Annotated in this window: 15 protein-coding genes; 10 read left to right on the forward strand and 5 right to left on the reverse strand. The window is 35.2% G+C overall.

All coding sequences use genetic code 11. From position 1 onward, the window contains the following. Window positions 1–8: 8 nt before the first annotated feature. A complete protein-coding gene (locus tag ACMT7R_RS03495; protein ID WP_415310042.1) occupies window positions 9–881 on the forward strand; it encodes an AAA family ATPase in 873 nt (290 codons plus the stop codon). Here ACMT7R_RS03495 and ACMT7R_RS03500 read toward each other — a convergent pair. Together ACMT7R_RS03500 and ACMT7R_RS03505 are read right to left on the reverse strand one after the other, a co-directional pair. Further along, a complete protein-coding gene (locus tag ACMT7R_RS03500; RefSeq protein WP_415310043.1) occupies window positions 874–2,241 on the reverse strand; it encodes a hypothetical protein in 1,368 nt (455 codons plus the stop codon). The genes ACMT7R_RS03495 and ACMT7R_RS03500 overlap by 8 nt on opposite strands. 502 nt (window positions 2,242–2,743) lie before the next feature. Beyond that, a complete protein-coding gene (locus ACMT7R_RS03505; protein WP_415310044.1) occupies window positions 2,744–2,917 on the reverse strand; it encodes a hypothetical protein in 174 nt (57 codons plus the stop codon). 632 nt (window positions 2,918–3,549) lie between these two features. Between ACMT7R_RS03505 and ACMT7R_RS03510 the strand changes: the two genes are divergently transcribed. The 3 genes from ACMT7R_RS03510 to ACMT7R_RS03520 all read left to right on the forward strand — a co-directional run bounded on the left by ACMT7R_RS03510 (window position 3,550) and on the right by ACMT7R_RS03520 (window position 6,237). Further along, window positions 3,550–4,140 carry a tetratricopeptide repeat protein gene (locus tag ACMT7R_RS03510; protein WP_415310045.1) on the forward strand — a complete coding sequence of 197 codons (591 nt, stop codon included), beginning with the start codon at window positions 3,550–3,552 and terminating at the stop codon, window positions 4,138–4,140. Window positions 4,141–4,150: 10 nt separating this feature from the next. Further along, window positions 4,151–5,608, forward strand: a complete 1,458-nt coding sequence (locus tag ACMT7R_RS03515) for a tetratricopeptide repeat protein (RefSeq protein ID WP_415310558.1) — start codon at window positions 4,151–4,153, stop codon at window positions 5,606–5,608. 221 nt (window positions 5,609–5,829) lie between these two features. Beyond that, on the forward strand, window positions 5,830–6,237 hold the full coding sequence (locus tag ACMT7R_RS03520; RefSeq protein WP_415310046.1) for a hypothetical protein: 408 nt from the start codon (window positions 5,830–5,832) through the stop codon (window positions 6,235–6,237). 469 nt (window positions 6,238–6,706) lie between these two features. Here ACMT7R_RS03520 and ACMT7R_RS03525 read toward each other — a convergent pair whose 3' ends face one another. Together ACMT7R_RS03525 and ACMT7R_RS03530 are read right to left on the reverse strand one after the other, a co-directional pair. Then, window positions 6,707–6,970: a hypothetical protein gene (locus tag ACMT7R_RS03525; protein WP_415310047.1), complete on the reverse strand. Its 264-nt coding sequence runs from the start codon at window positions 6,968–6,970 to the stop codon at window positions 6,707–6,709. A gap of 355 nt (window positions 6,971–7,325) precedes the next feature. Then, complete coding sequence (locus ACMT7R_RS03530; protein ID WP_415310048.1) at window positions 7,326–7,694, reverse strand: hypothetical protein; 369 nt, start codon at window positions 7,692–7,694, stop codon at window positions 7,326–7,328. Window positions 7,695–8,069: 375 nt separating this feature from the next. Between ACMT7R_RS03530 and ACMT7R_RS03535 the strand changes: the two genes are divergently transcribed. Together ACMT7R_RS03535 and ACMT7R_RS03540 are read left to right on the forward strand one after the other, a co-directional pair. Next, window positions 8,070–9,464: an amidase gene (locus ACMT7R_RS03535; protein WP_415310049.1), complete on the forward strand. Its 1,395-nt coding sequence runs from the start codon at window positions 8,070–8,072 to the stop codon at window positions 9,462–9,464. A gap of 102 nt (window positions 9,465–9,566) precedes the next feature. Next, window positions 9,567–10,382, forward strand: coding sequence for a creatininase family protein (locus ACMT7R_RS03540; RefSeq protein WP_415310050.1), 816 nt, complete (start codon window positions 9,567–9,569; stop codon window positions 10,380–10,382). Between the two features lie 353 nt (window positions 10,383–10,735). On the opposite strand, the gene wrbA is transcribed toward ACMT7R_RS03540, so the two are convergent. Further along, window positions 10,736–11,368, reverse strand: coding sequence for an NAD(P)H:quinone oxidoreductase (gene wrbA, locus ACMT7R_RS03545; protein ID WP_415310051.1), 633 nt, complete (start codon window positions 11,366–11,368; stop codon window positions 10,736–10,738). 114 nt (window positions 11,369–11,482) lie between these two features. Between wrbA and ACMT7R_RS03550 the strand changes: the two genes are divergently transcribed. From ACMT7R_RS03550 to ACMT7R_RS03565, 4 genes are all read left to right on the forward strand, one after another. Beyond that, window positions 11,483–11,800: a hypothetical protein gene (locus tag ACMT7R_RS03550; RefSeq protein WP_415310052.1), complete on the forward strand. Its 318-nt coding sequence runs from the start codon at window positions 11,483–11,485 to the stop codon at window positions 11,798–11,800. Between the two features lie 78 nt (window positions 11,801–11,878). Then, complete coding sequence (locus ACMT7R_RS03555; protein ID WP_415310053.1) at window positions 11,879–12,523, forward strand: trimeric intracellular cation channel family protein; 645 nt, start codon at window positions 11,879–11,881, stop codon at window positions 12,521–12,523. Between the two features lie 340 nt (window positions 12,524–12,863). Beyond that, entirely contained in the window at window positions 12,864–14,330 is a 1,467-nt protein-coding gene (locus tag ACMT7R_RS03560; protein ID WP_415310054.1) for an NAD-dependent succinate-semialdehyde dehydrogenase, read from the forward strand. Window positions 14,331–14,593: 263 nt separating this feature from the next. Next, window positions 14,594–15,619 carry an LLM class flavin-dependent oxidoreductase gene (locus tag ACMT7R_RS03565; protein ID WP_415310055.1) on the forward strand — a complete coding sequence of 342 codons (1,026 nt, stop codon included), beginning with the start codon at window positions 14,594–14,596 and terminating at the stop codon, window positions 15,617–15,619. Window positions 15,620–15,893: the final 274 nt, after the last annotated feature.

Raw genomic sequence — 15,893 nt, forward strand, 5'->3', positions numbered from 1 at the left:
TTAAATGAATGCTTCAAGTAAATGAATTGGCAAAGTGTATTTCCTTCCATTCTTACAAAGGAGGGACTGGGAAAACTACTTTAGCCGCCAATTTTTCATTTTTATTAGCTTCAAGGGGTTATAGTGTCTACCTTCTAGACTTGGATTTTTATGCCCCAAGTATTTATTCTTATTTTAATTTCGAACCCAAGTACTGGATTAACGATTATCTAAAGGGAAATGCCAAATTGGATGATATTATGGTTGATTCATCCAATTTTTTGGATGAATCTGTCAAAGGGGAACTAAAGGTAGGATTCTCAAGGGGAGGAAAGGAGGACATTTATCAGTTAGAAGGCAGCATACTAAACGATAGAGAGCAACAGGTTAAACAATTTAGGAATTTCATTGCGATGAGAGAAGATCTACTTGTTACAAAAAATGCTGATTTTATAGTTATGGATACCAGTCCTGGAATAAGGTATTGGTCTATTAATTCGATAGTGATATCTGATATTGTTTTACTGACGCTTAAAATGGGTGACCTGGATTTAAAGGGAACCATTAAGATGATCAGAGAAATATATGGCTCCCTAATTGAGCACGGAGCTGTTTGTAAGCTTTTGTTGAATCGTGTATCTGGATACTGCGTTCCTACGACTAATTTAGAACCAGGATCCATTCAAATAACAGAGGATGATTCTTTTTTTAAGAAAAAAATAGATCTCGAAATCGCAAAGATCTTTGATAAATCCTCTAACATTGATACTCTTCTTGAGATTCCGTGTTATTGTGATATTCAGTTTAAGGAAAAAGAATTCCTTACTACACGTGAATACCCCTCGCATCCATTTACACGTAAGATCTATAACTTAGCATCAAAAGTAGAGGAAATTAGGTAGATTTTTTTTTCTCTCGGCTATTAAAAACATTAATTGCTTCATCCAAGTAGTTTTTCAAGTCCTCATCAGATTCCGTGGTTTCAGAATTATTACTCTGATGAAGTTCATCTGAATATTTTTTTGTCATATTCAACACTTTTTGTTTCATGGTATCCATCATTTGTGACTGGGCCAAGTCTCCCATTATCTCCAATTCCTTATACGCAGAACTCTTGATATATTTTCTAACTTTAATATCATTAGATATTGCTATAATAGAGTAATAGATTCCAATGTAAAAGAGTATCGAGGCAAAGGGCAAAAATGCAATACTGGGTATCCCATATGGTGGTAATGACGCGCCAACTATGGTAGCATTTGCTGAAATAAATAGCAAAATTATTCCAAATGAAGCCATTTTCAAGTACCGTTCTACATTATGAGATATTTTCAAGAGGTTTGCTACCGACTTAAATCCAATTCCATATAAAACTCCGCATAAAGAAATAGAAAACATAACTATGAAGATCTGAAGCATAAAAATGACATTCTCATCAAAATTTGTATTCTCGCTGAGTGAATAAAGTTCGTCATAATGATAAATGAAAACAAAAAAGAATAATACCAGGGGTAGAGTGATTAGTGTAAAAAACCTTATCCTTCCTATTTTTCTAATATGGTAGTGCAATAGAAAGTAGTTGCTGATCCAAAATAATGAAAAATAAATCATTAACGTATACGATTGAATGTTTATTATGTTTTCTTTAAAGAGACAGTATAAAGAATCGGCATCACATTCAAAATTGAAAACCACTGGAGTTGAGAATCCTATTTCTGAGGGTTTTTCGGACAACAAAGTACCAAACAGCAATATGGAAACAACATTATTAACAAATAAGATAAAAATTGATAATCCAAAAATAAATGCAAATTTATTTTTGTTTTCTTTAAACCAACTAAATAGCTTATAACTCACAAAAATACTCATCAATATACTCGAACCATAACTTACAAGCATAATTGTTGTCAAGCTGATAGTAAAATACTTGTTGTCAATGAAGATATCCAACAGTAATACGAACAACAAGGAGTAAATTATGATTTGAACTACCCGCAACATCTTTGCGAATTTTTCAAAGGACGATTTCTCCTTAATAATGATGAATACTCTGTTGACAACTAATAAACTCGCAATTACAGTTGATCCAAGGATTGTTAAGAACAACCCAAATCCAAATGGTGATTGTATAAAACTTACAGCGACATCCGTTATGGAACTTATATAAAGATCAGTACCCAAAAGGACAATAAAAGCCAGTATCGATAAAGTTGTAATATTTGAATTACTACTCAAAGAATCCAGCTTATCAGCGATATTCAATAAATAGCATATTTGGACGTACTATTTGAGTTTTTAAGACATCATAGGGGATTCAAAAGTGGATTACCTTGATCCAATTTGATCAATCTCCAACAACCATTCTCTTCTCTTATTATCGTTACTCAAATAACATATTCGTTTTTTAGTAATCTCGTAAATTAATTAAGCTATTGAAAAATCAAAAACAAATTCAAACAAACCAAAAGGACACATAATTTAAGTCATATATACTTGCTTATGGTAAGGATTAGCCTCAGAGAATTGCATGAAATTAATAGTGTGAATTTAATAATCTCATGTATTGGATTCCGTAAACCCCAAGCAGCTTCCTATATATCAAATAACAGCTAGCCTTATCAATGCTAAATTTAATATCGCCTGAGCTATGGAAATCCATACTACATGATTTTCCACAAATTATACATCTACTCTCTTTCATACATACTTCACGAAATGTTATTTTTTTATATTAAGAAAATGTGCTAGTTAGCTTAAAATCACTCTATCTTCCTTTTAGGGGATATGGGAAAAATGGGCTATTTCTGGATAAAGACCTTGCGAACTTTTGTATTTCTTCTGCCTGTTCTGCTGAAAGACCATTATTTTGGATCTCAACAGTTTGATTATCGATTTGATCTTGTAAAATATTAGCTATTTCTCTTGTTATTTTGTTCATACATAATATATGCTATTAAATAACTTATGAGTTATCATTACAGTAACAATATTCAAGAAAATTTAGGTGATCTGAATAGGTTTCGATCATTCAAAGTTTTCTTTAATGATCGAATAGTACTTGAATACACATCCCATTCATTGACGAATATATAGTAACACTATTATTTTGTTTATCGTGTTGTGATTCTAACTAAGGTTATATGAATTAATTAATTTTCAATGAATGACAATTCCTTTTACCATAAAGATGTTGTTTTGTAGAGAAGAATAAATTTCTATCACCAAATAATAATTAGAATAATTCTTCGTTCTTGTTTAGGGATTCTTTTAGCAATAGGTCGTTATCATGGTTTCATTGGTTTTTCATAGGGATGAATGGTTGTATGATAGGTTTGATCTAACCACTGGATATTTTCAAAGTAAATAAGCAAATTTATCATAAAAGTAAGTAAATAATGTTGGAAATCGCCATACTTGAGAAGATTATTTTATTGCCAAAATTATGCTGTGAATTGTAAATATTTAAGATGGTTTCTACAAAATTTCTATTTTTAGTTGAAAAAAATTTATTTGTTAATGGTTTAACTATAATAGTTAAATAATTGAGACGTTAATATATAATGACACTTTTTGAATAAAAATTACAAAATTAACAAAACCCCCAAAAGCTTTGATGGGGGGAATAATAATAAAAATAGTAATCATTTTGATGACTCCTGCCCTGTAAAGAAGGAGAACAGTTCGAGCTCGATAAACAAGAATGTGTATGAAATACCTATTCCCGAACTACAGGACGCTTTTAGCGAAATTACAGAAATTCTTGACAAAAAACTTAGATCAATATCTTTGTCCAGTGAATATAAGAATTCTATTCAAGAACGCATTGAAGAATTAGCGCTGCTGATGAAGTCGATTCCTTCAAATGATTTAGAGTCACCGAGATCTAGTAGTGAATCACCTGTAGAAAAAATAGATTTCAAGCCTTCAACATATATCGATAATAACGATACTGTACAAAACGACCAAGCCATTGAAAATGACCCGGCCATAGAAATCAATCCACAATACGCTGATGCATACAACAACAAAGGTCTCTCTCTATACTACCTTGGAAATAATCCAGAAGCCATCGCCTGTTATGACAAGGCCATCGAAATCAACCCTGAATACGATTTGGCATATTACAACAAGGGTATAGTACCTGTCCGTCACGGGAAATAATCAAGAAGCCATCGCCTGTTATGACAAGGCCATCGAAATCAATCCACAATACGCTGATGCATACAACAACAAAGGTCTCTCTCTATACTACCTTGGAAATAATCCAGAAGCCATCGCCTGTTATGACAAGGCCATCGAAATCAACCCTGAATACGATTTGGCATATTACAACAAGGGTATAGTACTGTCCGTCACGGGAAATAATCAAGAAGCCATCGCCTGTTATGACAAGGCCATCGAAATCAATCCACAATACGCTGATGCATACAACAACAAAGGTCTCTCTCTATACTACCTTGGAAATAATCAAGAAGCCATCGCCTGTTATGACAAGGCCATCGAAATCAATCCACAATACGCTGATGCATACAACAACAAAGGTCTCTCTCTATACTACCTTGGAAATCAAGAAGCCATCGCCTGTTATGACAAGGCCATCGAAATCAACCCTGAATACGATTTGGCATATTACAACAAGGGTATAGTACTGTCCGTCACGGGAAATAATCAAGAAGCCATCGCCTGTTATGACAAGGCCATCGAAATCAATCCACAATACGCTGATGCATACAACAACAAAGGTCTCTCTCTATACTACCTTGGAAATAATCCAGAAGCCATCGCCTGTTATGACAAGGCCATTGAAAGTAATCCCTACTTTGCAGACGCCTATTTCAACAAAGGTATGTCTCTCTCTGCACTCTCCAAATTCCCCGAAGCTATTGCCTCATTTGACAAGGCCATTGAAAGTAATCCCTACTTTGCAGACGCCTATTTCAACAAAGGTATGTCTCTCTCTGCACTCTCCAAATTCCCCGAAGCTATTGCCTCATTTGACAAGGCCATTGAAAGTAATCCCTACTTTGCAGACGCCTATTTCAACAAAGGTATGTCTCTCTCTGCACTCTCCAAATTCCCCGAAGCTATTGCCTCATTTGACAAGGCCATTGAAAGTAATCCCTACTTTGCAGACGCCTATTTCAACAAAGGTATGTCTCTCTCTGCACTCTCCAAATTCCCCGAAGCTATTGCCTCATTTGACAAGGCCATTGAAATCGATTCCGATCATGTGAAAGCATTGAATGGTAAAGCATGGATAACGGCTTTCTATTTTCCGAATCGCTTAGCAGAATCGTTAGAAATAATCAAACGTGCCTTGGGTATAGATCCAACTGATATAGATATTCTTTATACATATGGGTTTATTCTGGAAAATTTAGGATCTTACCAGGAGTCGCTTTCGATTTATCGTCACATACTAAAGCAAGATCCATTAATACCTGAGGTTTGGTATAGATGTTTTGTATCTAAAACCAAAACCAGCGATAGTGAATCCTCTGACTCGGCGTTTTATTTGAATCAAGCCATTGATTTGAATCCTGAATATGCAGAATTATCTAGAGAAGACGACCAAAAGAAGATTGCTGAGAGAGAAGTTCGTTTTTCAATTCCATTTATGGGAATTTAAATTCGACAGTGGCAAAACATTTGCATTTTACGCAATTAAGTAAAGAAAAACAAATTGCTACTACAAATGGTCAATTTGTGGTATTGTTAGTATAGTGTAAAAAGTATCCAAGGATAATATGCACTTAATTTAGAGAACATACTAAGATACAAAATTTTAACTTTTACTATCTCGTCATAAAATTTTTAATAGTATTTGTATTTGATATTCATTGATCATCATTGGATTTAAGTAATCAAGATTTTGCAAAAATTCATTGCGATCGCATTAGGGAATTAGATCCCCTTATTAGATTTGTAGGTATTGCAAACGCAATGGGCACCCTTTTAGGTACTTCGCATAGGAAACAACTTCAACCATTGTTGAACGAAGATGAGACGCGATTATACTCTATGCAGGCGGTACTTAGAGCCGAACTACGAGAAGATTTTCAGAAAAATATGGGCACACTAATTTATTCGGTAGGAAAATATGACAAGTTGCTTAGAGCCACTGTCCCTATGGTCGGAGCAAATGGCCAAAAATACTATGTCTTGATTTCTTTGGACGTGGATGCGGATGCATTTAATATTCTGGAAAAAAAAATTCTACCGTATATCGATTTACTTAAAGAAGAACCGCAAACCTGATTACTCGATTACTTTGTATGCACTACAAAATGCTAGAAAGCAGTTGCAATTACTGTAATTTTGAATATAAATAATTGATTATTACAAATAAAATATTACTAATTATTATAAGGGTTGTTGCATTTAATGTATACATGAGACAAAAATTTTCAGCAGGAAGTAAATGTGAATGTATGTGCCATGGAAAGGCAGGAATAGTAGATTATTGTGGGTATTGCTCTTCGTCACACCGCAGAGTGAATTCTGGATTCCGACCTAGAAACTGATTTCAGTTCATATTCTAAATCCAATTTTAACATACTAAGAGAGGATATATAACTCTCTGAACCAAAAATTGGTTGAACAAATATTTTAACTTGCTTTCCTTAAATTAATGCCGGTTATCTTATCTAGTTTTTTAGCTAATGTAGTATTTTTTATGTATTCTTGATATTTGTAAATTTTAATACCAATTATCAAACAGAATTTTTTAATAGGTGTCCTTCCAGTGTCTTTCCAAATCTCCTAACCTATTCATTGCTTCTAAATTGTTTTGTAAATCACAATAATTCGGCTCATGTCGAATCTTGGAGAATACTTCAATAACTTGGTCGTTTGTGACACCATGTTTCATATCATAATTTATGTTTCGAATGATATTAGATAATTTACCGTATTTCTTGTGCTTTCTTATCTCCCACTTTGATGCATCATCAGGTAGCCCTTTTACATATTTTAAAACAGTCTTTTCCATATTTTCAATATGCCAACTTTTTAAGGGAAAATTATTCGTAGTCAAAAAATCATCTATGATAGTATACGCATAGAAGTATATAACGTTGAAGTTGCATTTTTTTGCCTCTTGTTTTTATTCACTGCTACTATTCTCTATTCAAATATCTAATTTAGCATCTCTCTCTAGATCCATTGACTTGATGCAAATACCTTGAAGGTGGTCTGACCACTGTCAAAACTGTATCATCTAACTAATTACTTAGTGTTACTATAATTGAACAATAGGGTATTCTAAAAAACTGAAATTCAGAGTTAATCTTGAACCTAAAATATGGATTAAAAAATAAATAGGATCTACCTATGTGGGTATGATCCTATTGACCAGTGCTGTTTTGTAATGCTGATGTGGATGCTAAGGGACTTTCTTCAAGAGAAGCCATTGGTGATGAACTTTCTTCAAGTAATCTCAATGGTGATGAGCATTCGCCATTTTGTTGATCAGCGAAGTTAAGGTTGTTACCAGTCAAAGCATTAAATTCAGGTGATATTGATTGTGCGTCGGTTCCACTTTCTTGGTCTTGTTCTGTCTCTTGCTCGGCTGAGCTACTTGGTTGTTGGCCTAATGCACTATTGCCAGTACAGTCTCCTAAACCTCCTAATGTTGCTAGTGCGTTTGGAACGTATGCTCCAACGATGCCTGCTACAAGTAAAGCAGAAATTATTCCTGTAATGAATTTATTCATCAGGTTCAAAAACCAGATATCATATTTACAAATTTATCAAATTTATTACTGTGAAATCCTCGTAGCAAAACTACAATCCAATTCTAATACTTCTTTTCAATTTTACTATATTCTGCTAGATTCCAATAGGATAATTGAACCTAGTTATTTTTACGAAATCCCATCACCGAATGCTAAATTGACTTTCATGTCTGAGCATCAAAGTTATTAGTAGCATCCTTATATGCAGTTTTATTAAAAGCAACTGGAGATAGATATTTGCAAAGCCATTCAAGAAGAGCTTATCAATTAGATCTGTCCAAATACCTAATAGTCTAAATTAACACTACTAATTTACAATTGACAGATTTTAGTCTCTATTTTAAAGAAAAAAATATGACTTTGATTGAATTATCCATGCTAATCAAAAAAGAAAAATTATCTCCAGTCTTATTGGCAAGTACTTGTCTATATAGAATAAAAAAATTAAATTCCGTTTTCAACTCATTTATAACAGTGTTACCACAAGACGTCATTCTCGCAAAAGCTAAAGAATGTGAGAAATCGATTCAATCAAACAATTACATTGGCCCTCTTCATGGGATCCCATTTTCAGTAAAGGATCTGATTCATGTAAAGGATCTAAAATTTACTGCAGGTTCAAAATATTACGATAATTATATTTCAAAAAACACCGCTCCAGTAGTCAAGAAATTAGAAAATGCAGGAGCTATTCTTATAGGTAGCAACAATCTAAATGAATTGGCCTCTGGAATCACTGGAAAAAATAGCCTATTTGGTGATACCAAAAATCCCCTTGATTTATCAAAAATTTCGGGGGGATCAAGCGGGGGTTCAGCAGTCGCAGTTGCTACTGGAATGGTTGTCTTTTCAATTGGTACTGATACAGGAGGGTCGATAAGAGTCCCATCCTCGCTATGTGGTGTAGTAGGATTAAAACCAACATTTGGTACTATTAGTGTATCCGGTACTTTACCTCTTTCGCCCTCTTTAGATCACATTGGAATAATAACTCGGAATACGATTGATTCCCAGATCGTTTTTGAAGTCATCCAATCATCGTACAGTAGGTCCAAACTGAAAAGACTTTTGCCTTCTAACACTAATGCCTTTAGTAATTTCCATCATTTAGTGTTATTATATCCAGCAAACTATTTCCTTGATATTTTAAACGAGGGAATAAAAAATAGATACTTTGAGATTTTATCGCTATTGAGAAAAAACGGATTCAATTTAAAGCTTGTTAATTTTAGACTAGCCAAACAGTACTTTCAAAGTTGGAGAATAGTCCGTCTATATGAAGCAGCACAAGTTCATTCGGACAAAATCAAAAATAACTCGGGCCTATTATCTGAAGAGGTGAGAATGATGCTAGTAAGAGGGAGCAAAATACGGTCTTCTTTGTATCAGGAAGCCCGGAAAAAGATAGCAAATATCAAAAAGGAGTTTATGGACATATTTGATAATGTTAATAAGATTCTCTTACTGCCCACCACCGTTATACATGCTCCAAAACTACGCAATACTAATATAAATATCAATCATCGGAATTTTATTACTCGTGATCTGCTCCTAAGAAACACAATCGTATTTAACAGTATTGGATTTCCGGCATTAACAATCCCTTTGAATAATCTTAATTCATCCCCATCGATACTTCCAATAGGATTGCAAATTGTGGGTGCTCCTCTTAGTGATAAATTAGTCCTGAGAACTGGGTCTGCCATTGAATCACTTGTTTCAACTTATAATTTATCGAACAAATATTAATAACCAAAGAAAGAAATGAAGGCCATGTGAATATCGGTTAATAAGATAAAAACTCTATAAATCATAAGAATCTTTAAAACAACATAGTGGATTTGAATCATTATGGACGGTTTATCAAAAAAATACCTGCTTGAAAATATGAATGCGGTGGAGGTGAGCAAACTTCATAAATCTAGAGCAATAGCATTCTTGTTGATTGGCTCATGCGAAAACCATGGTAATCATCTCCCATTTGGATCTGATTCTATTTTTCCAGTTAATCTTGCGCAGTTAGTTTTAGATAATATTCATAAATCTAAATCCGAGCAAGAGAATGATCAAAAGTTCATCGTATTACCTGTTGTTCCTTATGGAGTGAGCATCCACCACATTGACTATCAAATGACAATTAGTTTGAGATCATCAACCATGATAAGCCTAATAGAGGATCTTCTGAAAAGCCTTGCATCAAACGGGATTAAGCGCGTTATAATTTTAAATGGTCATGATGGAAATATTGCTCCTGCAGAGACCGCTGCTAGAAACATCAAAAATGAATATCCCGATATGGTGATCGCATGCCTGGAATCTTGGTGGACTTTGGTGGGCCAAAAAAACAGGAATGTTTTTGATGTGTGGGACGGACTTGGTCATGGTGGTGAAGCCGAAACATCGGCTTTGCTCGCTGTAAGGCCAGATCTAGTCAATTTGAGTTTGGCACCTGAACAAACTATTCCAAATTTACCTGGAGAGGATATCCGAATCTATTGGAAATTTAATGAGCTTACAAACACTGGATCGACAGGCGCACCCAAGTCGGCAACAGTAGAGAAGGGGGAGGAAATAATAAGAATTCTCACAAAGGTTATAGTTGATTTTTTGGAAAAAATGGATTCAAACGGTTGGAAATATGGAATTTCAACTATTGATGACAAATAGATAGATACGTTTGATAACGAGTCAGGTTCATACATGGACTTTAACCTCAAGATTTCTTACGTTGAGTTCGTTCATTTTCATTATTTTTTTTAATGTCGTCTGTAAATCCATGTTGGATTCTATGACTAGTAACACTGTGTGAAAATAATGTGTTTTTTCTTTGGTACTTGGACAGTTGGTTTGGTATCAAAATATAAATCTGCAGTATGGTCAGTAATTAGATGATACTAAAATGAGCAACTATTTTGTCTTGATTATCATATCGCATTTCTCGAGGGTCTTGGATTTATTAGATAAACTAGTGAGAATTGGGAACCAATCGCGAGTGATGTTATCTGTTAAGGAGACAGCAGTTATTCTCTGAAAAGCTTTTGGGCCAACATAGTTACTCTTTTACCCAACGCTCTTGCTACCTTGATGTCTGCATCATCGATTTCTCTATTCGCCAGTGGGCCAACAATTCTACTTGGACCGTACGGACTACCACTTTGGGTTAGTTCAGGAACAGAATAGGGTACCCCTACAATTATCATCCCGTGGTGAAGCATTGGAAACATCATCGAAATTGCGGTCGTTTCCTGGCCTCCATGAACAGAGGCAGCGCCGGTAAAAACAGCACCCAACTTGCCTATGAGAGCCCCGTCCATCCAAAGTTTGCTTGTTCTATCCCATAATGCTTTCAGGGGTGCTGCCATATTTCCAAATCTTGTAGGTGAACCAAAAATAATTGCGTCATAATGTGGTAATTCTTTGACCAAATCATCAACACTGCTTGTCGGGTATCTATTATTCATATCTTCTACCACCTTGGACCATTGTGGATTCTGAGAAATAACTTCAGTTGGGACATCGTCTGCGATTCTGCGAAGGGCTACACTTACATTTGACAATTCTTTGGCACCGTATGCTATTTCTTCAGCCATTTTTACAGTATTGCCATATCTTGAATAAAATAAGATTAGAATTTTTACCGGTTTATCAGACATGATGATTTAGTCCTTTTCTAAATATTTAAAGGATCTAAATTTTCCGACCACTTACTGTAGTTATTGTGAGAACGATAAAGTTAATATTTATAAATGGATATTTATTTTTTGTACTTGGGAATAATTAGCTTCTTAATTGGTCTTGCAATTTCGACTATCTTGATTTACATTGTTACAAAGTTACTTGGGGAAAAGGAAGGCATTAAAATAGCGCTCTTTGCGGCACTGTTGGGTTCAATAATGTTTGGAATTATAAATTATATTTTTGGAAACGGCATTATTGCGGCAGCTGTAGGTGGTATCATTTGGCTTGTTTCTCTAAAGTGGTTATATAGCACTGGATGGCTCAAAGCGATTTTGATAGCAGTGGTACTTTGGATTGTGGTTGCCATTGTGGGCACATTTTTACCTACATTTCCCAATCCATTTTGATAAGACGAGGAATTCTAATCCCACCTGACTCTCTGTAATTACGATCTAGATATTAGGTATGTAGACCTGGTATAAGTAATGGTCGAAATATTTTCTATTTTAAATTTTTACTATCCTCAAATTATTCTGTATCTGGATTATTTTGGTACAGTTGCATTTGCTGTAACTGGAGCGTTTAAAGCGATTGAGCAAAAATCAGATTTAGTTGGTGTGGCTATTTTGTCAACTATAGCCGGGTTATCGGGGGGGATAATAAGAGACGTGTTGTTTGGTCGCTTTCCCCCGGCTGCTCTATCTGATCCTACCTATTTTGTGCTTACAATATTTACCGGGTTTGTGGTGTTTTTTTCATATCATAAAATTAAAAAACACTGGAATGTATTTCTAAAATGCGACGCGGTTGGTCTAGGTGTTTTCACCATAATAGGTGCGACTATGGCTTTTGCAATTTTTGGACCAAATTTACTTTTAATAACATTTGCTGGATTGATAACTGCAACAGGTGGAGGAATATTAAGAGACGTATTTGTTAATGAGATGCCCTTGGTTTTTGTTAGAGAGTTGTATGCAACAGCAAGTTTTGGAGGGGTACTCGTCTTTTATGCCTTGGTCCTCCTAGCAGACCCGGTGATCGCTGCTATTACAGGAATCATAACTGCAACAGGAATAAGGCTATTGGCGATGAAATATAATTGGAATCTACCAAAAGCAAGAATATCGTAAACTAGTGTTTGTATGAATTACTAGCTAATCATGTTGGGTTCTATGGTTTGTACTTTTGTAAATTGCAAGACTACAAGACTACAAGATTGGTACTTGTTTCTATTTTTGTCGCCATCATCCCATTAGCAACAAAACAGGATAGACTCTGTCGACCGGTCTAAATTCGGCAAATGATACGTAAAACGAAATTGGAATTAGAACCAATCTGCGTCTTAGATGAGCAATGTGCATATATTTATGATATCTCTACAAACCCTTTGTTAGCAAAGTTTAATTCTCATATTATGTCAAAAACTACTATTAAATTGCTAGTTGTATATAGGAGACTATTGATCATTAATTGAATTCTACTAATGTTTCTACCAATAAGTTAAATGATAGTCAACCCAAAAGTGTTAGGACTATAAGTACAATAAATCCATCTACTGAGGAAGTTTTACGTGAATATAATCTCATAACCAAGGAGGAAGTTGCCGATCTGGCCAGAAAGTCTAAAAAGGCATACAAGGAATGGCGCAAGGACTATAAAAGAAGGACTGGATTTCTGTATGCTTTCGCAAACGAATTTAAAAAAGAAAGAGAGCGACTTGCCAAGGTAGCCACACTCGAAATGGGAAAGACCATTAAGGAGGCAAGGTCCGAAATAGACAAATGTGCCTGGGCAGTTGAATATTTTGCAGATAACGGCGGTGTCTTTTTACATGACGAGGTTATTAATACCGATGCAAGAAAATCGATAGTAACGTTTGAGCCTCTAGGGGTTATTGCCAGTTTGATGCCCTGGAATTTTCCATATTGGCAAGCATTGAGGTTTGCTGCACCTTCGTTGATAGCAGGCAACACGATTATCTTAAAGCCGTCTAGTGTTACGATGCAATGCGGGTTGGAAATAGAAAAAATATTTGAGAAAATTGGTTTGCCTGATTATGTATTTAAAACAGTTATTGCTTCAGGAAAAGAGGCTGAATATTTGATCGATTCTGAAGATGTCAGTGCGGTTACGTTCACCGGCAGCGTACCGGTGGGTGCAAAAGTGGCTCAGCACGCAACTTCAAAGTTAAAGAAAGTGGTACCAGAGCTGGGCGGAAGTGATCCCTTCGTAGTTTGCGAAGATGCTGACATAGAAAAGGCATCAAGTGGCGCGGTTAAGGGTAGATTTATTAATTGTGGACAAAGCTGTATTGCCTCCAAACGCTTTATTGTCGTAAAAAATATAGCCAATCAATTTTTGGAAAAATTCATTGAAAAAACAGAAAAGCTCAAAGTTGGTGACCCCTTATCAGAGGAAACTGATATCGGTCCCATGGTAAATCTGGCGGCTATTGAAAATATCGATGAAATGGTAAAAAAGTCCATTAAAGAAGGAGCCGAACTAGCTACTGGCGGGCAAAGGCTAGGAAAGGAAAATGGTGGCAACAATAAAGGCTTCTTTTACAAACCCACCATACTTAAGAACGTTACTCCAAGGATGGAGGTGGCTAGGGAAGAGACTTTTGGTCCGGTAGCACCTGTTATTGTTGCTGAAGATGAGCAACAGGCACTTGAAATAGCAAACGATACAAAATTTGGATTGGGTGCAAGTGTATGGACGCAAAATTTAAACAAAGCTGAAAAATATTCAAAACTGCTCCAAGCAGGAATCGTGACTGTCAACAACGTGGTCGTATCTGATCCTAGAGTTCCTTTTGGGGGAATCAAAAATAGTGGATTTGGACGTGAACTTTCAAAACATGGAATGTTTGAATTTGTAAATATAAAATCGATAAGGTTTTACGATCAATTGATTCATCAGCATTACGTAGAGTGATAATAGATCCTAACTCTTTTGGTAAAAAAAAGAAAAGTATTAACAAATATTTGCTAGTGTTGAGGAAGCCACAGCAACAGGGTTTTATTTTACCAAGCCAATTATTTGGCAAAAAAAAATCAAGTCATTAGCAAGTTTGCAGATGACAATTTGCAAGTTTTCCAACATTGCAAATTTAGAAATACAAAAAGTTAGCAGAATTTTCTAAGAGTATACTGACGGACTACTTAAAGCATAAAGCACATTGTACTTTTTTCTCTTTATTGAATCAACCAAAGTATTGTCTTGAAATATGGGGTAGAGATTATGATAGAATAAAGGACACTTGTATTCTCGCAGAAGAATTGGGATACTACGGGTATTTTTACGGAGAATCACTAACTAACCTTGATCTTGATTGTTGGACGGTACTGTCTACCCTAATTCCAATAACCAAAACTATCAAACTTGGACCAGTTATTACTTATATTAATCCTGATTACAGGAGTTTAGCCTTACTCGCTAAACAGTCCATCACATTCCAAGATATATCATATGGACGACTTGAGTTTCGGACAGGGGCTGGGGCCAAATTAAAATATTCTGTTTCTTGGTGGGACCCCTATGGTATTGATTACCCTGAACCTCAAAAACGTATCGCAATTTTTGAAGAAGGTCTGTCGCTATTTCGTAAATATATAGGAAGGAATTTTTTGGTTAATTTTGACAAAAACGACATTCAATCACCAAAAACACAAAAAGAGATCGATAGATCTGATGAACATTCTAATGCCATTTATCATGATGGAAAATATTTTAGGGCAACTGGAGCCGAAATGGAAAAGTCCGTACCAGATATTCCCATTACTATTGCAGCCAACGGTACTAAAATGATGCGAATTGCAGCAAGGTTTGCAGATATTTGGGAATCATCGTACTTGACACCAATGGAATTCTCAGCAAAGAACAGAAAATTCGAAGAAATGTCAAAGCAAGAAAATTCTAATAAAGATTCAAAAACTAGAGGTAATCCAAACTCATCTCCAAAGAGATCAATAGAATTAGACGTAATTATTGCCAATTCAAATAAAGAATTACAGGACCAGAAAAAGGTCCTTGCTGTAGAAAGAGGCCCTAAAGCATATAGGCAAGTGTTGCAAAAAGGACTCGTTGGCACCCCAAAAGAAATTCAATCAAAGATCTCAGCATATATAAAGCTGGGTATCGATCAGTTTTTCTTGGCTTTTCAGGATCCACTGGATCCGAAATCAATGGAATTATTCATGCAGTCTGTCAAAGGGGTCAAATAGCTTGATTATTTCGTTCTTTTATTTTTTAGCTGACACAGCTAATCAATTATTATTAGTTTTTTGCGATAACTTTCTCACTCACTCACTCACCCACTCCCTTCCTCTCTTTGTCTTTACCCGTTCCAAAAAAAAATTATGATTTGTTTTAGAAACTGAATGCACTCTGCTTGCAAACATTAATTCAAATTGAATCACGTGCCAACTGTATTTCGACTGAAAACACTTTTTTACTTCTAACGTACCGATATCTATTACAATAATGTGTTCTAACATT

The organism is Candidatus Nitrosocosmicus sp. FF01, assembly GCF_047711275.1.
In the GTDB taxonomy this organism is placed as follows: domain Archaea; phylum Thermoproteota; class Nitrososphaeria; order Nitrososphaerales; family Nitrososphaeraceae; genus Nitrosocosmicus.